Origin of the sequence: Blautia parvula (genome assembly GCF_020215665.1) — a bacterium.
GTDB lineage: Bacteria > Bacillota > Clostridia > Lachnospirales > Lachnospiraceae > Blautia > Blautia celeris.
On sequence record NZ_CP084061.1, the window covers coordinates 3,716,967 to 3,735,839 of the forward strand.

Here is an 18,873-nt window from a genome sequence, read left to right on the forward strand (position 1 = left end):
AACATTAGAAATCCCGGGGTTCGCCGGCAGGAATACGGAACAGGCTGCTCCGTATCCATGCCCGGCAAAGCTCCGGGATACTGTTTTATTGATTGATAAATGCAGCGATGGTCTCTGTCACATCATCGGGGACATGTTTTGTTCCCTGATAGCTGGCAGGGCCGTCGTCATATCTGCCTTCTGTAAATAGATGGGTAAGTCCCGGGAAGGACACAAACTTCCAGTTATCACTGCCCTCATAATTTTCTTTCCATATCTGAAAATCATCCATGGTCACCTGATAGTCTTCCTCACCCTGCAGGACAAGCACAGGAACGGTTATGTCTGCCGCTTCCTTTACGGCATCATAGTCCAGGAGACTCTTAATATAAGTCTGGTTCTGGCCCATGATCCTCTCATCCTCGGGCAGAGAATCTATATTCCTCATCTGTTCCACTGCTGCAAGCCCCTGTTCAAAAGCTGCCTTCTCCTGCTCGGTCGGCTCAGAGTTCAGGCTTTGAAGAAACTTATACTGCCTTTCCAGGGTATCCGCAAACCCTCTTGCCGGTCCGGCCATCATGATACAGCCGTCCGGCTGGCCTTCCTTTGCGATTGCCCCCATCATCTGGGCGCCCTGGCTGTGGCCAACCACATATACCTTTGAAACGCCTTCCTGTTCACGCAGCATCTTAACTGCCGCTGCAGCGTCATTTACCGTCTCATCGTATACGGTAAAATCTTTATCCTCTGCTAATTCCTTTCCATACACATAAGAAATCTTATCATAACGGTATGAGGCGATTCCTCTCTCGGCAAGTCCCCATGCCAAATCCTGAAATGGCTTGATCTGCCCAAGCGCCTCATTCCTGTCGCCGCTGCCTGAGCCGTGTACGAATACCACAGCGGGATATTCTTTCAGATTTTTAGGTGCCGCAAATGTTCCGGGCAGCGTGCGTCCTCCCGCTATACTCAGATCCATATCTGTCTCCGTCACATTTTCCGGTATGGATACCGCTTCTTTCTGTTCCTGATACGCACCTGTATGGACGCCTCCTATCCTGCCGTCCAGCACGGATATTACCATATTCAGCGGCTGTACGGTAAAATCGCAGGGAACCTGAATTGTATTATAACCGGCCTGCGGTTCCGACTCCCATGCAGGCTGAACCTCTTTCAGTTCGCCCACTGCATCCAGGGTACTCTGAAAAGCAGAAAGAATCTGACCACTATCCACAGCAGCTTTCATCTGATCCGTGTATTCATAATTGCCCTTGATATTCTCTTCACTGCCTGCAATTAAATCCTTCACAAATGCCTCGGCAGTCTCCAAAAGCTTCTGATCATCCGTCCGGGCATCTGCTTTATCCTGACTCTCTGCAGCCCCTTCTTTCTCATCCCCGGAACTGTTCCCGCCGGATGCTCCGTCCTCTTTTTCTGCAGTACTGTCTTCCTTCTGTGTATTCTCTTCCTTTTCCTCTGTGCCTTTGTCTTTCTCATTGCCCTTGCCGGAACAGCCTGCAAGCGCCGCCATAAGAGCAATACCCAGAATGGTTATGATCATTTTCTTTTTCATAGCGAAACCTCCTTACCACTGTCTGTTATTTTCTTTGTTGGCTTCACTATATCACACGGTCCCAAAATCACAACTGCCTTAACACAAGGTACAGAAAACAGAGAATAACGTAAGCTGCTGTAATCCGTGCCGGCAGAGGCTCACATTTTCTGTACCCTCTGTTCACTAAATTATTGGCAGTTCTCCCTACAGATTTGCACCGTTATTCCTGATTACTTCTGCATACCAGTTTGCAGAATCCTTTAATATACGTTCCTGTGTCTCAAAATCCACGTAAACCATACCAAACCTGTCGGAATATCCCTTTGCCCACTCAAAGTTATCAATCACGGACCAGGCAAAATAAGCATCCACCCTCACTCCATCCTCTATGGCGCGCCCAAGTTCCCGCAGATATCTATGGTAAAAATCAATCCGGCCCGGATCATGGACCTTACCGTCCAGGGACACCACATCCGCACAGCAGCATCCGTTTTCTGTGATGACGATAGGCTTCCGGTAGCGCTCATACAAAAACCGCGGGCCCCAGTAAAGAGACTCCGGAACCACAGGCCATCCATTGCCTGTCCTGGGGTAGCCTACAGGGCGCTCCACAGTCTCCCATCCGCCCTTTTTATCACTTTTTACCCTGTATCCATTGTAAATATTCTGTCCGTAGAAATCCAGCGGCTGATGCATCAGTTCCAGGTCCTCCGGTTTAAATTCCGGCATATCCTTCTCAAAAAGTTTCAGCCCATCCTCCGGATATCTGCCCAGCATGACCGGGTCACTCCACCAGCTCACGGACCACATATAATCCGGTTTATCCTCCACCGCGAAATAAGCTCTCCGTGCAGCCTCAATATCCTCCAGGGTGTCCGACGCGGGAATCACCGGATTGGAGGTAGGCGCATATCCGATCTGCGCATCCGGCACCAGGCTTCTGATGGCCTGTACAGCCTTGCCATGTGCCATCATCACATGGTGGGCCATTTCCAGTACACTGCGGCGGGACATAATGTTGCCGGGAGCGTGTTCTCCGCTCACGTGCCCCAGACCGACAAAACACTGCGGTTCATTGAAGGTCATGAAGAATTTGACCCTGTCACCGAATGCCCTGGCCGCCACTGCCGCATACTCTGCAAACCAATTGACGATTTCCGGGTTCTGCCAGCCGCCCATCCGGTGCAGGGCAAAGGGCAGATCCCAGTGAAACAGTGTCAGGCAGGGTTTAATATTGTACTTTAAAAGCTCATCGATCAATGCGTTGTAGAAGTCTATCCCGCTCTGATTAACCTCTCCTCTTCCCTCCGGCAGGATCCTGGACCATGCAATCGAAAAACGGTATGCCCGGATTCCCATATCCGCCATCATCTTTACGTCCTCCTTGTAGCGGTGATAATGGTCACAGGCCACATCTCCGTTATGCATGGAGAAGACTTTGCCCGGAGTCCTGCAGAAATCATCCCATACCGTGTACCCCCTGCCGTCTTCAAATGCACCGCCCTCTATCTGGTAAGAAGCGGTTGCTGTACCCCATAAAAAACTCTCTGGAAATCCCATAAAATATCCTCCTGTATATGCTGTTATATACTTCCATTTTAAGTGAAAAACCCTCTGTTTACAACTGTCAGTAGAAAAAGAGTCCGGAAAACCGGACTCCTGCGCCAAAGCGTCGGCAGTATTTAACTTCCGTACCCGCTTGGTCTTTATGTTTATATTTCTATCCCTGCCCGTCCAAAACGCAGCTTTACATAGGAAAGACTTTCCAGATAAGCCTCGTCTCCATCCAGGTGTTCAATGATCAGCGGCATATCCGGGTCCGCCTTACGCGCAAGGCCGGCGTACTTCTCCAGATTCAAACCGCCTCTGCCGCAGGCAGTTTCCCTGAACTGAAGGGTAAACTCCTGTCCAAGCGCCACATCCTTCAAATGACAGCTCCTGATGTACGGCCCAAGCTTACGGAAACACTCCTCCATAAACTCTTCGTGGTAAAAATACCGTTCGGGTGTTGTGATCCAGTTGAACACATCCATATGCACGGCAAAGCGCTCTCTGTCCACATCGTGAATCAGCTTTAAGTATTCATCCGGACCCATAGGGTACATCCAGGGCATCGGCTCAATCGTATAATAGGTATTTTTCGGATCTGCCGCATCTATAATATCCCGGATGCTCTTCACCACCAGTTCCCAGGTATCCTTTGTCAGATTCTCCTTATAGGGACCGTCCCACCGCTCTCCTCTGGAACCGGAGACGTTTACACAGCATCTGGCGCCAATCTTATCTGCCAGCTTTAACTGTTCCACACATCTTGTAAATGCTGCCTCCCTGACCTTGTCATCCGGGGAAATGGGGTTGCACCAGGCTCCCACCTCCGCGATCATCAGTCCGTACTCTTTGGCAGCCTCCGTGTATTGTTCCAAAAGTGCCCGGTCACAGGTATAGTCCACAGGAAAATTCACAGAAGTACATCCCATCCGGTGCATTTTTTCAGCCCATTCCCATGGACTTTTATGCTCCAGAGGGCTGGATAATCCCAGTCTCATCCGCATTTCCTCCCGATTATCTGTCGCTCTCCAGCAGTTCTACGATACATTTCAAGTCTTTATAAGCGTTCATGTAAGTATATCTTCCGCTGGCATCGCCGTATTCGCCCTTCTGCTCCAGAACCATGCCAAAATCCTCGCAGCGTTTTACCGCTTCCGGCATTTTCATTCCTTTGATATTGAATGCCACATGGTGGATGCCCTCACCGTGTTCGTTCAGGTAATTCCTCCATGTGGAGGGTGCTTCATTTGGCTGGATCAGTTCAAGCTGCAGTCCCGGTCCCACATCAAAAAATGCAAGATAACTGTTGGCCTCCGGTGCAGGCTGGCCCTTAAATTCTGTCTGTGTGGTCTCATATTCTCCGCAGAGTGCTGCCTCCGGCTCCTCAACGCCTAAAAACTCTGCCCATTTCTTTTTCGTGGCGTTGATGTCCTTTACAATAAACCCAACCTGACAAACTAAATCTGTACCTACTACTCCATTCATAATTCTTTCCTCACTTTACCTTTTTTGTTTTATATTCTTCCCACCGGTGTTCCGGTCTTCACAGGCTCCGGTCTCTCGCAGGCAGTTTTCATTTCATATACTTTTTTATCACGTGCTGATTCCATCATGCCTGTGATGGCCTCGATCACATGGCAGGCCATCTCTGCATTTACTCTGGGCTTTCTGCCGCTGACTATGGAATCTGCCAGATCCAGTACACCGATTCCCCTGGTATACTCACCTATATGGGGATACAGCTCGGGCAGCTCCACGCTGATATTCTGCCTGGCCTTTGTCTCTTCACTGTCATCATACAGCACATCCAGAGTCCTTTCTTTTCTGTAGACCTTTGGTCTGCCGCCGGACATATTGGGGTCCGGCACCTCCAGTGTTCCCTCCGTCCCGTATATCTCAAACATGGGCAGATTGGAATGCCAGATGTCAAAACTGATATTCATACTCACGATCACCCCGGACGCAAGCTCCGCGGTACCCGAATAATGGGTAGGCGTCTCCACCTGTATCTCCTGCCCTTTCAGCGGCCCGGTGTATATCTGCCTGACGGGAAAGCCGGTGCCGGAAAATGCGCTGACGCGTTTTACCGGTCCAAGCAGTGCGGCCAGTGCCGTAAAATAATACGGTCCCATATCATACAGAGGCCCTGCTCCCTGCCGGTAAAAATTACCGGGTGCCGGGTGCCAGGTCTCCACACCGTTTGACATCATATTGGCAGTCACATAGAGAGGCCGCCCAATCCATCCGTCATCTAGTATTTTCCTGCATGTCTGCAGGGAAGACCCCAGAAAAGTATCCGGAGCACTGCCCACCAGAAGTCCTTTTTCATCCGCCAGCGCCATGACCTCCCTGGCCCCGGCAACTGTTGGTGCAAATGGTTTCTCACAGAACACATGCTTTCCTGCCAGCAGAATTTTCTTATTCAGCTCCGTATGAAACTGCGGCGGAGTCAGGTTCACCACCAGCTCCACTTCCTCCATGGCAAGCATCTCCTCCACAGAGCAGCCTACAGGTATCCGATACTTCTCCGCATGGCTCTTTGCCAGCTCCACATTCACATCCGCGCAGACTGCCAGATACAGGGAGGGATAAAAACGCTTGATATCCCGGATATAGGTATTGCTGATGACTCCGCATCCGAGTATTCCCACATTTACATTTCTCATATTCGCTTCCTCACGATCTTGCACCTCAGTACGGCATTGGCTCACCCCTGTAATTGATGAAGGGGACATCCATATCCGGTATCTGTTTCTTCCTGTCCAGAATGTCATACAGTCCTGCTGCTGACTCGGAAGGCGGAATCTGGGCATTTTCTTTTCCCATAATGGTGTCCATACGGCCCGGATGAATCATGTAGATCCGCATATGCCGGTCTGTCTGCTCCTCTGCCAGATAGTTCCGTACCTTCTGGGTGTACATATTTGCCGCATGCTTTGACACAGAATATGCCAGATAGTTGTAGCCCTGAGGACTCAGATGCCCTGCCTCAGATGTAATGTTCATGATACAGGCATCTTCGGATGCATACAGCAGGCGGATAAAGTATTTCAGCACTATGGCAGTGCCTGTCACATTTACATCCAGTGTTTTTCTGAACTTCTCCACATCCAGGTCAGCAATGGCATCTCCGGGCATCACCATTTTTTCAAACAATACCCCTGCGTTATTCACAAGGAAATCTATATGTCCGAATTCCTGCTGCACCTGTAATGCTGCTTTCTCTGTCATTTCCCGGTCCGTGACATCCATCTCCAGGATTTTCAGGCTGCCCGGATATTGCTCTTCTAATTTCAGCAGACCGCCGACAGAGTTCTCATCTCCGGTATTTCTGCAGGCTGCCAGCATGGTGTGGCCGCGGCGCAGCCCTTCTTTTATCATCTCATAGCCCAACCCCCGGTTGGCGCCAGTCACTAATCCAATCATATTGCCTCCTAATAATCTGACTCTCCGAACCGGAAGACCTTGAACAGCACCAGGATGATCGCCAGTGCGATCAACAGCAGAATCCAGGCCATTGCGGACGCATATCCCATCTTAAAGTAAGAGAACGCGTTCTGATACAAATACAGGGAATAGAACATGGTCTGATTGTCCGGCCCGCCGCTGGTCATTATGTACGGCTCTGCAAACCACTGGAACACGGCAATGATCAGCGTCACCACATTATACAGAATAGTGGAGCGCAGAAGCGGTATGGTAACGGACATAGTCTGGCGGAAAAATCCTGCCCCGTCCAGGGCCGCTGACTCATAAAGGCTGTCCGGTATATCCTGCAGTCCTGCCAGATAGATGATGATGGCATTGCCGCAGGTCCACACCATCATGATGATCAAAGCCGGCTTTGACCAGAACATGCTGGAAAGCCATCCCGGCCCCTGGATGCCAATGTATCCCAGCAGACGGTTGACAATACCTGTATCCGGCTGCATAACCCAGATCCACAGAAGACATGCTACTACTGTGGGCACCAGTGTGGGGATAAAGAAGATCACACGGAAAGGACCGGTATATTTTAACTTCTTATTGTTGAGGATAATAGACACTGCCACCGCAATGAATGTGGTAATCGGTACTCCGAAGATAACCATATACACGGTATTGCTCAATGCCTTTAAAAATGTCTTGTCCTGAAACAGTGCCTTATAATTTCCGAGTCCGATGAAAACAGGGTCCTTGATGACCTGATAATCACACAGGGAATAGTACAGGGAGGAGCAGATCGGGTACAAGGTAAACACCAGAAAACCGATGATCCACGGAGAGACGAACAGCAGACCATGAATGGCTTCTTTTTTTCTCATATTCATTTTCTTCATTGTTCCGCCTCCTTAACCTTTGATTCCCGACATTGCGATACCCTGGATAAAATACTTCTGCATCACAAAGAAAAGAATGAGTACAGGAAGTATCATCACAGCGCCCAGTGCCAGCAGCAGACTCCAGTTGGGGTCCAGATTGGATTTCAGCATGGAAGCTGCCAGGGAGAGTGTATAAAGCTCATCCTTACCAAGAAATACCAGAGGTCCCAGGAAGTCATTCCAGGAGCGGATAAATGCAAAGATCGCAACCGTTGTCAGTGCCGGCTTAGCCATAGGAATGACCAGCTTTGAAAAAATGGTAAACTCCCCTGCCCCGTCTATTCTGGCAGCCTCTGAGATATCCTGAGGAATCCCTGTGAAGAACTGGCGCAGCAGAAAGATGAAGAACGGATTTCCAAAAAAGCAGGTAACCGTAAGAGGAAGGAAGGTTCCGATCCACTTCATTTTCGTGAACATCAGGAACAGAGGAACCAGTGTAACCTGATAAGGGAGGATCATCGTGATCAGCACCAGGATAAACACTTTGTCACGTCCCGGCCAGCGCAGCCTGGCAAAACCGTAAGCCACCAGGGAACAGGACAGCAGGGAACCGACAATATTACATACTACGATGATCATTGTGTTCTTTAAATATTTAAAAAAGGGAATGGACGAAAACATGTTGATAAAATTCCCGAACTGGAACTTATCCGGCAGCCATTTAAAGGGCACGCGGAACAGTTCGCTCTCCGCCTTAAAGGAACCCATAAACAGATAAAATATGGGCAGAATAAACAGAATCGCCAGGACGATCAAAAACGCATACAGAAATATGACTTCCAGGCTGGGAATTTTCCCTTGTTTTCTCTTCCTCTGTGGTTTAGCCATCTCAAATCTCCTTTCTCCCCGGCAGGAGTGCCCCGCACAGCAGCAAAACTGCTGTACGGGAATTCCCGCGGGATTTTATGCCGCCTATTCGGCGTTATCCAGTTCCGTCTGATATTTATCCTGAAGTTTCTGCAGTTCACCCTGAATGTCCGTAATATTACCGTAAATCACACCTTCACGGAACGTTACGAATGCTTTTGCAAGTTCTGCGGAGCAGGAGCAGAGTGCAGGGATTCCGTTTTCCGGTGAATTGGCAAGTTCTCTCTCCAGTTTATACATTTCATCTCCGTCTTTTGTCAGACTTACATTGTCAAACTCAGCATCACTTGTGGGAATACTTCTCCACTGTGCAAAGTTATCCTCATTGACTGCACCTGACATACAGAATTTGATAAACAGTGCTGCCAGTTCAGGATTCTGGGAACCTTTCGGAACCGCAAACACATTTGTCTGGAATGTGGTGCTGTCCGCACGTCCGCCTTCCGGTACCGGAACTGCGCATACTTCATAGTTTACATCAGGAGCGTACACACGCAGTGCATTGGAGAACCAGTTGCCTGTGATAGTCATGCCGACTTTTCCTGTCATAAAAGCATGGTCAGGTGAGAACATTCCGCCAAGACCTGAGGTGAAGGAGGAAATCCTTTCCGGATCATATTTCTCGCCGTAGGACTGCAGCCATTCCATACAGGATACCATCTGCGGGGAGGTAAGGTTTAATTTGTTTGTATCCGCATCATACACATCAGCTCCGAAGAAGAAGGGAAGGGTAAACGCGTCATCCTTCAGATCCAGCCACGGGATCAGACCAAATCTGGCATAGCTTCCGTCGTCGTTCTGAATGGTCATGGCCTCCGCCCACTGATCTAATTCGTCCAGGGTCTTCGGCGGATTCTCCGGGTCAAGCCCTGCTTCTTTTGCTATATCAGGATTGTAGTATAAAAGCATAACATTCGTATCCTGAGGAATCAGGTATGGCTCATCCTTGTAGTAAATTACATCCTTACAGCCGTCAAAGAAGTTGTCCACATTCAGGTTTACCTGTTCCAGATAAGGCTCAAGCATCTCAAAGCTGCCGTTGGCCGCATAGGAATATGCCGCTGTCGCATTATCGCATATTACCAGGTCAGGTGCCTGGCCTCCGGCGATCGCAGAGAGGAGCTTGCCGTTGTTAATGCCTGCGCCGTCAGGTACGAACTGTACGTTGCATTTGATGCCTTTATCTTTATATAATTCATTGAATGCATCCACGCGGCTCTGGTCCCAGACCTGGGAATCCCCGGTAAATGCCGACCAATATGTAAATTCACCTGTCAGATCCGTATCCTCGGCCTCCAGCCCCATGGACTTTAATTCCTCTGCAGACATCTTTACGGATTCCTGCGCCTCTGTGGTTTCCCCTTTTTCTTCCGTCTTATTTTCCTCTGTCCCCGTGGTGGACGTGTCCCCCGATGCAGAGCTGCTGTCTCCGCCGCATCCGGCCAGTGTACCTGCTGCCATACATAACGTTAAGAATGCTGCTACTAATTTTTTCTTCATACGTTTCTCCTTTCCTGCTTTACCCTCTATACCTTATTTTTTCGGTTCGTATTTCACCTGTACAAATGTCCCCAGTTTTTCTTTGCTGTCAAAGACTGTGTAATTCCCGCCCTCATATTCCCCGTAATGGCGGATTGGCATATCGTTTTCCTCAAAGTATTTTACTGCCGCATCTCTGTCATCTGTCATAAACGCAATATGGTGGATACCGTCCCCGTTTTTCTCCAGGAAATCCTTCCAGGAACTCGGTTCCTCATCAGGCTCTGTAAGCTCCAGAACTACCTGGCCCAGATTAAATACCGCAAGTTTTGCTCTTGTTTTGCTGGGCATCCCCTTGAATTGTGTGTGTGCCACGGATTCCTCGGGAACCCGGAATATCTCCGGCTTCGGAACGCCGAAAAGTTTTGCGTACTCCTCTGTTGTCTTTTCCAGGTCTTTCACCACCAGGGCTACCTGGCAGATCGTCTTGCCATCAATTACTCCCATGAATAAATCCTTTCTTTGCTTGTATTCGTTTTAACCTTCACGCGCTTCGGTTTCGATATGTTTACTATAGCATTGAAGCAGAGTGTTTTCTATTAATTTATTGCTATATAGTCACTATTTATTGCTTTATATTTTGAAGTAATGCAAATTATCAATATGCAATTAGCACATTCTCACACATTAACCGTGGCATTTTTGTGTAATATGCACATTTATTTATCGCAATATTTAACCTATAATATCTAGTATAAGAATCTATTGTGTGTGTTTGTTAAAATTTGTCTATTTAATTATCATTTACAATATTTTATTATGCTTTTTTACAATTAAAATCATAAGGAGTAATTTGTTATGATCAAAGCCGATTTATCAGAACCTATGTACTTTGAACATGATATGTCCATCAATGTATCCTATGGACATTACTATTCCCACTTTCCCATGCACTGGCACAGTTTTATGGAGATTGTGGCACCGCTGTCCAATGACATGTCTATCACCCTTGGAAATGAAACATATGCACTCACGGAAAACCAGTTTGCCCTGATACCTCCCCGCAGCCTGCACTCTCTGACTAAAAACAGTACGGTACCCTGTCTGGTTCTGCAGTTTTCCAATATGCTGCTGCCGCAGCTCCATGATTTCATCATTCACAGACAACTCCTCTGCTGCCAGCCTGTCATTGACGTGACGGACGCCGTACCATTTTCCGACAATCCGCTGGAAATACTTATAAAGATCAAGGGACTGTTCTACAGCGATATCAGTTTCAAGGAAATGCGTCTGTATGAAGAACTTCTCCATTTTTTCATTGTGATAGGGGAACATAATTATCAGATCAAGAATTCACTCTCTGCCCAGAAAACACCGCAGCAGAAAGCATATGACAGAAAATTCGATGCGGTTACAGAATACATAAAAGAACATTATACCGAACAGATCAGCCTGGAAGACCTGGCTGCCTTTGCCGGATTCAGCAAATACCATTTTTCAAGGATTTTCAAGGAATATTACCAGATGTCCCTGCCTGAATATATTACATCCCTGCGGGTATCACGCGCAACGGAACTCCTGGAGAATCCGGACCTGTCCATTATGGATGTTGCGCTGCAGTCGGGGTTTTCCAGTCTGCCGTCTTTTAACAGAACGTTTAAACAGATCAATAATTGCACGCCGTCCCAGTTCAGGAAGATGTTTGATCATTTTCCCGGATAGGAATTGCAAAGTATGTCTTTACAAACATGCAAATACATGATATATTGAAAATATAAAGGACAGCCGCCCACAAGGTGAGTTGACCACTATGATGAGAAGAAAGACCACCCGTTCACTGGCCAAAGTTTCAGGGTGGTTTTTCTATGTAGATTACTTACAAAACATAAATATGAATGTAAGCAATGCCAATAGGAACAGACCAAAGGTCATTATATCCTGAAAATCGAAATGATTTTTCATAGACATCACCTCCATTCTATAGAATAGAGGCCATCCCACCCTGCAACACGGCTATCCGTCTTTACATTATAGCATCCACTTATAGCATAAGCAATCTGTAATTTTGCACAAAAAGCAACCGGAAGAAGGATTAACGTCCCATCTTCCGGTCTTTAGGAAAATCTTATCTACACCGAACTCGTATAGAAAGGTAAATTTTTTTCCCGGATAAAAATTGCAAAGTATATCTTTACAAATATGCGAATGCATGATATATTAAAAATATAAAGGACAGCCGCCCACAAGGTGAGTTGACCATCATAGGGAATAGAAAGACCACCCTTCGACCCGTCAAAGTTTCAGGGTGGTTTTTCTATGTAGATTACTTACAAAACATAAATATGAATGTAAGTAATGCCAATAGGAACAGACCAAAGGTCATTATATCCTGAAAATCGAAATGATTTTTCATAGACATCACCTCCATTCTATAGAATAGAGGCCATCCCACCCTGCAACACGGCTATCCGTCTTTACATTATAGCACTTTTCCAAAGTACAGGCAATCTGTGACATTGCACAAAAAAACAACCGGAAAAAGGAATAGATTCCTTTTTCCGGTTTTTCATATTTTTATATCAACTTACTCAATTCCCATCAGATCACACAGTGACAGAATATAAATCCTTCCCGCATTCACCGCATCCTCAATATCCACATTCTCATTATAAGAATGAATACCTTCCGTATTGGACGGACCATACTGAATGGTTGGAATACCCTGTGCGCGGTACTCTCTGGCATCGCTGGATGCCCACTGGTAAGCCGGGATCACGTCGATTCCCCACAGTGCCTCTGCATTTTTCTTCACTGTCTGGACAATGGCTGCATCCTCATCTGTGTAGTTTCCTTCACTCTTCCACTGCGCTTCGTACTCAATGCCTGTCTCACCGCTCTCACGGATGATAGTGCGCACCATCTCTTCAATCTCCTCATGGTCCACACCGATAGGCAGACGTACATCCACGATCGCCTCACAGTAATCAGGAACCATATTCGGGCGTGTTCCGCCCTGAATCACGCCGACATTGGCGGAAACATGGCTGATCACCTCACCGATTCCCGGCTCGCCGATCTCCTGCTGCGCGATGAGCTTGGAGTTCTCCAGGGCATGAGCCTGGCTGTCCTTGAAATGGCCTTCAATCTTTGTCAGACCCTGCAGCTTATCCAGAACCTTGGAAAGCTTGATGATGGCATTTTCCCCTTTGAATCCGCCCAGGCTTCCGTGTGCAGATTTGCCGTAGGCCTTCATGATCAGGGTCAGACCACCCTTCTGGCCGATTTCAATGGTATTGTTGGATGTCGGCTCTGCGATCAGGCAGGCATTTGCATCCTTGGCATAGCCATTTTCACACAGCCATTTAGAACCGTATTCTCCGCCGCTCTCCTCATCGGATACAATGTGCAGACGGACATTTCCGTTTAAAGGAGCACCTGACTCTGTAAGTATCTTCATGGCAAACAGAAGGCCTGCCACACCGGCTTTCATGTCAGAAGTTCCTCTTCCCAGAATCAGCTTGTCTGTCACTTCACCGGAGAAGGGATCAAAGTCCCACTGTTCTCTGTCGCCGGCAGGAACCACGTCCACATGTCCGTTTAAGATCACGCTGAAGCCGTCCTCTTTGCCGATTTTCGCAAGTACACACGGGAAATCAGGATGCGCAGCAACTTCCTCGCTGTCAATCCCTGCGTCTTTCAGGTAATTCTTAACAAAGTCTACAACTTCTCTCTGTGTTCCTGTAGGATTTTCACTTGGGATCCGGATCAGGTCAGAAACCAGTTTAATAAAATCATCTGTCTGGCTTTCAGCCAGTTTCAGGATCTCTGCTCTTGTAATATTACTCATTTTCGCTCACACTTTCTTGTCAAATGCAGTAATCCGGCTCATTTGCCAAACCACTGCTGTCAAATAATATCCATTTTATTTCTCATCATACAGGAAGCAGGCAACCTGATGGCCCTCTCCCTGATTCATCAGCTTAGGTGTTTCTTTACGGCAGCGCTCCATGCACTGCGGACATCTGCCTGCCAGCGGACAGCCTATCTGTTCCCCGATAGGACTGGGGATATCTCCCTTTAAGACGATTCTCTCTTTCTTTACAAAAGGAGATTCCGTGGGAATCGCGGACAGCAGTGCCTTTGTATAGGGATGCAGCGGGTTGTCGTACAGTTTATCCGCGTCACACAATTCCACGATCCTTCCCAGATACATAATGGCGATCCTGTCACTTACATGCTTGATGACACCCAGGTCATGGGAGATAAACACATAGGTCAGGTTATATTCCTTCTGCAGACGGTTAAACAGGTTCAGCACCTGGGCCTGGATAGATACGTCCAGTGCGGAAACCGGCTCATCGCAGATGATCAGCTTGGGATTCAGGGCAAGGGCGCGGGCAACATTGATACGCTGCCTCTGGCCGCCTGAAAACTCATGAGGGAAACGGTTTACGTGCTGTACATCAAGGCCGACCTCACGCATGAGGCCCAGCACCTTGTCATCCCTTTTCTTCTTGTCCGGCTCCAGCTTGTGTACCACAAGAGGCTCCGCAATGATCTTCGCCGCTGTTTTTCTGGGGTCCAGGGAAGAATAGGGGTCCTGGAATACCATCTGGATATCCCTCTTTAAATCCTTCAGCTCTTTCCCCTGTAAGGAGAAAATGTCTCTGCCATTGTACTCCACACTTCCGGAAGTGGCTTTGTGAAGCTGGATGAGAGTCTTTCCAAATGTGGATTTACCGCATCCTGATTCTCCGATGATACCCAGTGTCTCACCCTCATAGATATCCACGGAAACGTCATTGACCGCGTGGAGGATCTGGGGCTGCTCACCGAATTTACTGGCTTTTATCTTAAATTCTTTGGTCAGATTCCTGACCTTCATAAGAACCTTTTTCTCATCCTTCATTTTCTTCGTTCACTTCCCCTCTGACTAATTTGTTCTCCAGATTCTGCCTGTGACATGCCACAAAATGACCCGGCTCCACTTCAACGAGAGGCGGAACCTCAGCACGGCATTTTTCCGTCACATACGGGCAGCGGTTGTAGAAATTACAGCATTTACCTGTCAGACGCAGATCAGGCGGTGTACCCGGAATGGTGTTCAGCATACCCTTGTTCTCGTCAGAGAGCTTTGGCATGGAATCCAGAAGTCCCCATGTATACGGGTGCAGGGGTTTGGAGTACAGCTCCTTGGTGGTTGCGTACTCAACAGTATTGCCTGCGTACAGGACCATAACGGTATCGCACATCTCCCACACAACGCCCAGGTTATGGGTGATCAGCAGAATGGAGGTATTGTACTCATCCTGCAGCTCTTTTAACAGGGCCAACACCTGTGCCTGAACGGTAACGTCAAGGGCAGTGGTAGGCTCATCGGCGATAACCAGCTTCGGCTTGCAGCACACAGCCATAGCGATGATGACACGCTGGCACATACCGCCGGACAGCTCGTAAGGATATGCCTCCATACGTTTTTCCGGCTGGGGGATGCCCACTTTATTCAGGGCTTCCACTGCCATATTCCAGGCTGTTTTCTTATCCACATCCTGATGGGCACAGATCATCTCAACCATCTGGTTTCCAATCTTAAATACAGGGTCCAGACTTGTCATAGGATCCTGGAAGATAACTGCTATATCCTTGCCGCGGAAGTCCAGAAGCTCTTTTTTATTAAGCTTCAGCACATCCTTGCCGTCAAAGTTAATCTCACCGCCCACGATCTTTCCGGTACGCGGCGGGAGCAGACGTATGATGGATGAGGAGCTTACACTCTTTCCTGAGCCGGATTCTCCCACGATTCCCATGGTCTCACCTTTTTTCAACTCAAAACTGACACCATCCACCGCTTTTGACACGCCGCTTGCAAGGAAAAAATATGTCTTCAAATCTTTTACTGTCAGTAAGGTATCACTCATAATAACTCCTCATCTATTCGTATTTTTCCTTCATTTCCTTAAAGTCTCTTCTGATCGCCTCCAAAAGTTCCGGATTCGTCAGAACATCCACTGCCGTCATTGCCATAGCCTTGGAGCCAACAGCGATCGTCTTGTGTCCGGCCTCGCTGTAGCAGGCATCCTCAAACTCTTTTGTATGACCTCTGGTCTCAGGCACTACCAGGACATAAGACTGAAGTCCCGGTATCTCATGGGTCACATTGCCCATATCTGTACAGCCGATACCCAGGGCTCTTTCCCTCGGCTTAACAATTTCGCCCAGATCTGTAAAATTCTTCCGAAGAGCCTCTTCCAGAGACTGATTGTTACGGATATCCTCATAGGCAAGTCCGTCGTCGGAAATCTCAAGTCTTGTATTGGTGATCTCCGCTACGTGTTCACATATCTTTTTAAAGCGTTCCAGCAGTTCCAGCTTATACTTCATGCTGAAGGAACGAATTGTAAATCTGGCCTGGCAGTGGTCCGGAATATAGATGGGTTCCTCTCCGCCTTTGGAGATGATACCCAGAATTTTTCCTTTGTCAGCCAGCTCCAGACGCATGGAGTTCACGATCTGGAACAGATCCAGGATGGGATTCAGGGCACTGATACCTTCCTCCGGCCATGTGGCTGCATGGGATGTCTTCCCATAGTAATCCACGATCAGGTCTGTTCTGGAATAGGAAATGTCATTTACCACGGTGTCACTGGCAGAGTGCAGGATCATGGCAATATCCAGTTCTTTGAAAGCGCCGTTGTTCAGCATGATGATCTTGCCGCCGCCGCCTTCCTCTGCGGGGGTGCCGAATACGGTGACTTTTCCGCCGACATCATCAATGACGGAATGAACTGCTTCGCCGGCTCCTACAGCCATGGCACACATCAGATTATGTCCGCAGGAATGACCCATTCCGGGAACAGCGTCGAACTCCCCGAAGATACCGATATTGGGTCCTTCTTTTCCTGTGTCGTATACGGCCTTTACGGAGGTCTCAATCCCTCCGACACCTGTTGTCACTTCAAATCCGAATTTCTTCAGAAGCTCGGACATGGACTTACAGGCATGAAATTCCTCAAAATTATATTCCGGATGTTCCCAAACTGTGTTGGAAAGTCCGATCAGCTCAGGCAGAATCTCCTCTACCCTCTTCTGTACTCTCTCTTTAAAATCGCTCATCTGGCACCTCCTGCTTATTTCTTCATCTTCGGGTCAAGGACATCACGGATACCGTCACCCAGAAGGTTGAATCCGAGAACTGTAACAAGGATAAACAGACCTGAGATCATGGCTACATGAGGAGCCGTATTCAGGCAGTCTTTACCCTGACGCAGGATACTTCCCCAGGATGAAGTAGGTGTGGAGATACCAAGTCCCAGAAAGCTCAGAGCAGCCTCGGAAATAATGGCACCTGCAACGCCTAATGTAGCGTAAACAATAACCGGGGAGAGAATGTTCGGCAGAATGTGTGAGAACAGCATCCTGATATTGGATACACCGATAACTCTTCCCGCATTACAGTATTCCTCGTTCTTGACTATATGTACCTCACCGCGGACCACCCGGGCGAAGCTGGGCACATTACCCACACCGATGGCTATGATAACATTGACCACGCCCGGCCCCAGAACTGTCATCAGGATGATAGACAGAAGTACGAATGGGAAAGCCAGAAGACCGTCCATGATACGCATGATAACCGCGTCCACGAATCCGCCCATGTAACCGGCGATCAGGCCCAGCAGGATTCCGATAATACCTGCAACAATGGTACCGCCCACTGCAACGATGATGGAAACACGGGAACCGTAAAGGATTCTGGCAAACAGATCACGCCCGAACTCGTCCGTTCCGAAAATATGGCCGTTCTGTCCGGGTGTCAGGAAAGTATCCAGAGGATGAATCTCATCCGGGTCCACGCTTGTAATGACAGGAGCAAAAATGGCAATGATCACCATGAACAGCACGATGACAAGGCCGATCATAGCAGTCTTGTTTCTTTTCAGTTTGTTCCAGACATTATTGGCCCGGCGTTCTTTTTTCAGCATTTCCTCATGGGCTTTTGCGCCTAAGGCTTCTGTATTCTGTGCGCTCATTTACTTTCCTCCTTTTCCGCTTTCGTAGCTTACTCTCGGGTTGATCAGCATGTAGACCACATCCACCAGCAGGTTGACCACAACGAACACCACTGCGATGAACAGAACGGTTCCCTGGATCAGCTGATAGTCCCTGTTGTCAATGGCACTTACAATCATGGTACCCATTCCGGGCCAGGAGAAAATACTCTCCGTCAGGATAGCACCGGTAAATGCCTGGGCAAGCTGAAGGCCCAGCACGGTAACGATTGGCGGAAGCGCATTTTTCAGTGCATGCTTCCAGATGACTACGCTCTCTTTGATACCTCTTGCACGGAGGGATTTGATTGAGTCATTATTGATAACTTCCAGCATACTGGAACGTGTGATTCTTGCAAATGTAGCTGTAGGTATGGTTGCCAGACAGAAACAGGGCAGAATCATATGGCTGATGAAATCACCCAGGCCATTACTCAGATCTCCCATACCCAGAGCCGGCAGCCACCCCAGATTTACACTGAAGGTCATAACCAGCATCATACCTAACCAGAAGATTGGCATGGACACACCCACCAGCGCCAGGATCATGAACACGTAATCCAGAATTGAATACTGGTGCAGTGCAGAAAATACGCCTATGGCAAGTCCGATGATCAGAGCGATCACAAGACTTGTGAGAGTGATGACAAGTGTATTTGGGATTCTCTCCGCGATCAGGGTTGTCACCGGTTTATTGTACACATAGGATTTTCCGAAATCCCCTTTCAGGACATTGAACATGTAATCTACATACTGTTCCGCCTTACTCTTATTCAGTCCCATTTCCTCTTCCAGTTCCGCTATGGCGTCCGGAGATGCCTGGGGCCCGAGCACGCTTCGGGCAGGATTACCTGGAATCATTCTGGTCAGAACAAAAGTCACCGTAACTACGATCAAGAGGGTTGGAATACTTTGTAAAATTCTTTTCAAAATGGTTTTTAACACGAATTTCTACCGCCCTTTTCATTTAATCTGACAAGCAGGGGGCATCGCGAACAGCAATACCCCCTGCAACCTCATTTACTCTTAACTTAAC

The 18,873-nt window shown here is 48.1% G+C and carries 17 protein-coding genes; 1 reads left to right on the forward strand and 16 read right to left on the reverse strand.

Features of this window, described 5'->3' with window-relative positions; translation table 11 throughout:
- Positions 1-85: 85 nt before the first annotated feature.
- From LC508_RS17055 to LC508_RS17100, 10 genes are all read right to left on the reverse strand, one after another.
- On the reverse strand, positions 86-1,552 hold the full coding sequence (locus tag LC508_RS17055) for an alpha/beta hydrolase (RefSeq protein ID WP_103731152.1): 1,467 nt from the start codon (positions 1,550-1,552) through the stop codon (positions 86-88).
- 186 nt (positions 1,553-1,738) lie between these two features.
- A complete protein-coding gene (locus LC508_RS17060) occupies positions 1,739-3,094 on the reverse strand; it encodes a GH1 family beta-glucosidase (protein WP_103731151.1) in 1,356 nt (451 codons plus the stop codon).
- Positions 3,095-3,246: 152 nt separating this feature from the next.
- Entirely contained in the window at positions 3,247-4,080 is an 834-nt protein-coding gene (locus tag LC508_RS17065) for a sugar phosphate isomerase/epimerase family protein (RefSeq protein WP_054351784.1), read from the reverse strand.
- Positions 4,081-4,096: 16 nt separating this feature from the next.
- Positions 4,097-4,567, reverse strand: coding sequence for a VOC family protein (locus LC508_RS17070; RefSeq protein WP_033139654.1), 471 nt, complete (start codon positions 4,565-4,567; stop codon positions 4,097-4,099).
- Between the two features lie 29 nt (positions 4,568-4,596).
- Complete coding sequence (locus tag LC508_RS17075; protein ID WP_103731150.1) at positions 4,597-5,748, reverse strand: Gfo/Idh/MocA family protein; 1,152 nt, start codon at positions 5,746-5,748, stop codon at positions 4,597-4,599.
- Positions 5,749-5,773: 25 nt separating this feature from the next.
- Positions 5,774-6,508: an SDR family NAD(P)-dependent oxidoreductase gene (locus tag LC508_RS17080; RefSeq protein WP_103731149.1), complete on the reverse strand. Its 735-nt coding sequence runs from the start codon at positions 6,506-6,508 to the stop codon at positions 5,774-5,776.
- Between the two features lie 8 nt (positions 6,509-6,516).
- Positions 6,517-7,401 (reverse strand): carbohydrate ABC transporter permease, encoded by an 885-nt coding sequence (locus LC508_RS17085; protein ID WP_103731148.1) that lies wholly within the window; start codon positions 7,399-7,401, stop codon positions 6,517-6,519.
- A gap of 12 nt (positions 7,402-7,413) precedes the next feature.
- Complete coding sequence (locus tag LC508_RS17090) at positions 7,414-8,271, reverse strand: carbohydrate ABC transporter permease (protein WP_103731147.1); 858 nt, start codon at positions 8,269-8,271, stop codon at positions 7,414-7,416.
- A gap of 84 nt (positions 8,272-8,355) precedes the next feature.
- Positions 8,356-9,810 (reverse strand): extracellular solute-binding protein, encoded by a 1,455-nt coding sequence (locus LC508_RS17095; protein ID WP_103731146.1) that lies wholly within the window; start codon positions 9,808-9,810, stop codon positions 8,356-8,358.
- A gap of 33 nt (positions 9,811-9,843) precedes the next feature.
- Positions 9,844-10,296 carry a VOC family protein gene (locus tag LC508_RS17100; RefSeq protein WP_033139649.1) on the reverse strand — a complete coding sequence of 151 codons (453 nt, stop codon included), beginning with the start codon at positions 10,294-10,296 and terminating at the stop codon, positions 9,844-9,846.
- Between the two features lie 351 nt (positions 10,297-10,647).
- Between LC508_RS17100 and LC508_RS17105 the strand changes: the two genes are divergently transcribed.
- Positions 10,648-11,511, forward strand: coding sequence for an AraC family transcriptional regulator (locus tag LC508_RS17105; RefSeq protein WP_054351781.1), 864 nt, complete (start codon positions 10,648-10,650; stop codon positions 11,509-11,511).
- Positions 11,512-12,373: 862 nt separating this feature from the next.
- Here LC508_RS17105 and LC508_RS17110 read toward each other — a convergent pair.
- The 6 genes from LC508_RS17110 to LC508_RS17135 all read right to left on the reverse strand — a co-directional run bounded on the left by LC508_RS17110 (position 12,374) and on the right by LC508_RS17135 (position 18,782).
- Positions 12,374-13,636 carry a M20 family metallopeptidase gene (locus LC508_RS17110; protein ID WP_181014395.1) on the reverse strand — a complete coding sequence of 421 codons (1,263 nt, stop codon included), beginning with the start codon at positions 13,634-13,636 and terminating at the stop codon, positions 12,374-12,376.
- Positions 13,637-13,711: 75 nt separating this feature from the next.
- Positions 13,712-14,698 (reverse strand): ABC transporter ATP-binding protein, encoded by a 987-nt coding sequence (locus tag LC508_RS17115; protein ID WP_033140002.1) that lies wholly within the window; start codon positions 14,696-14,698, stop codon positions 13,712-13,714.
- Positions 14,688-15,707 carry an ABC transporter ATP-binding protein gene (locus tag LC508_RS17120; protein WP_033140003.1) on the reverse strand — a complete coding sequence of 340 codons (1,020 nt, stop codon included), beginning with the start codon at positions 15,705-15,707 and terminating at the stop codon, positions 14,688-14,690. Before LC508_RS17120 ends, LC508_RS17115 begins: the two co-directional genes overlap by 11 nt.
- 13 nt (positions 15,708-15,720) lie before the next feature.
- On the reverse strand, positions 15,721-16,902 hold the full coding sequence (locus tag LC508_RS17125; protein ID WP_103731145.1) for a M20 family metallopeptidase: 1,182 nt from the start codon (positions 16,900-16,902) through the stop codon (positions 15,721-15,723).
- Positions 16,903-16,916: 14 nt separating this feature from the next.
- Positions 16,917-17,819 carry an ABC transporter permease gene (locus LC508_RS17130; RefSeq protein ID WP_033140005.1) on the reverse strand — a complete coding sequence of 301 codons (903 nt, stop codon included), beginning with the start codon at positions 17,817-17,819 and terminating at the stop codon, positions 16,917-16,919.
- A complete protein-coding gene (locus LC508_RS17135) occupies positions 17,820-18,782 on the reverse strand; it encodes an ABC transporter permease (RefSeq protein ID WP_033140006.1) in 963 nt (320 codons plus the stop codon).
- Positions 18,783-18,873: the final 91 nt, after the last annotated feature.

What these genes read in the sequence shown, in the direction of transcription:
- LC508_RS17055 (WP_103731152.1), bottom strand. Translation starts at nt 1,552, where the DNA reads ATGAAAAAGAAAATGATCATAACCATTCTGGGTATTGCTCTTATGGCG.
- LC508_RS17060 (WP_103731151.1), bottom strand. Translation starts at nt 3,094, where the DNA reads ATGGGATTTCCAGAGAGTTTTTTATGGGGTACAGCAACCGCTTCTTAC.
- LC508_RS17065 (WP_054351784.1), bottom strand. Translation starts at nt 4,080, where the DNA reads ATGAGACTGGGATTATCCAGCCCTCTGGAGCATAAAAGTCCATGGGAA.
- LC508_RS17070 (WP_033139654.1), bottom strand. Translation starts at nt 4,567, where the DNA reads ATGAATGGAGTAGTAGGTACAGATTTAGTTTGTCAGGTTGGGTTTATT.
- LC508_RS17075 (WP_103731150.1), bottom strand. Translation starts at nt 5,748, where the DNA reads ATGAGAAATGTAAATGTGGGAATACTCGGATGCGGAGTCATCAGCAAT.
- LC508_RS17080 (WP_103731149.1), bottom strand. Translation starts at nt 6,508, where the DNA reads ATGATTGGATTAGTGACTGGCGCCAACCGGGGGTTGGGCTATGAGATG.
- LC508_RS17085 (WP_103731148.1), bottom strand. Translation starts at nt 7,401, where the DNA reads ATGAAGAAAATGAATATGAGAAAAAAAGAAGCCATTCATGGTCTGCTG.
- LC508_RS17090 (WP_103731147.1), bottom strand. Translation starts at nt 8,271, where the DNA reads ATGGCTAAACCACAGAGGAAGAGAAAACAAGGGAAAATTCCCAGCCTG.
- LC508_RS17095 (WP_103731146.1), bottom strand. Translation starts at nt 9,810, where the DNA reads ATGAAGAAAAAATTAGTAGCAGCATTCTTAACGTTATGTATGGCAGCA.
- LC508_RS17100 (WP_033139649.1), bottom strand. Translation starts at nt 10,296, where the DNA reads ATGGGAGTAATTGATGGCAAGACGATCTGCCAGGTAGCCCTGGTGGTG.
- LC508_RS17105 (WP_054351781.1), top strand. Translation starts at nt 10,648, where the DNA reads ATGATCAAAGCCGATTTATCAGAACCTATGTACTTTGAACATGATATG.
- LC508_RS17110 (WP_181014395.1), bottom strand. Translation starts at nt 13,636, where the DNA reads ATGAGTAATATTACAAGAGCAGAGATCCTGAAACTGGCTGAAAGCCAG.
- LC508_RS17115 (WP_033140002.1), bottom strand. Translation starts at nt 14,698, where the DNA reads ATGAAGGATGAGAAAAAGGTTCTTATGAAGGTCAGGAATCTGACCAAA.
- LC508_RS17120 (WP_033140003.1), bottom strand. Translation starts at nt 15,707, where the DNA reads ATGAGTGATACCTTACTGACAGTAAAAGATTTGAAGACATATTTTTTC.
- LC508_RS17125 (WP_103731145.1), bottom strand. Translation starts at nt 16,902, where the DNA reads ATGAGCGATTTTAAAGAGAGAGTACAGAAGAGGGTAGAGGAGATTCTG.
- LC508_RS17130 (WP_033140005.1), bottom strand. Translation starts at nt 17,819, where the DNA reads ATGAGCGCACAGAATACAGAAGCCTTAGGCGCAAAAGCCCATGAGGAA.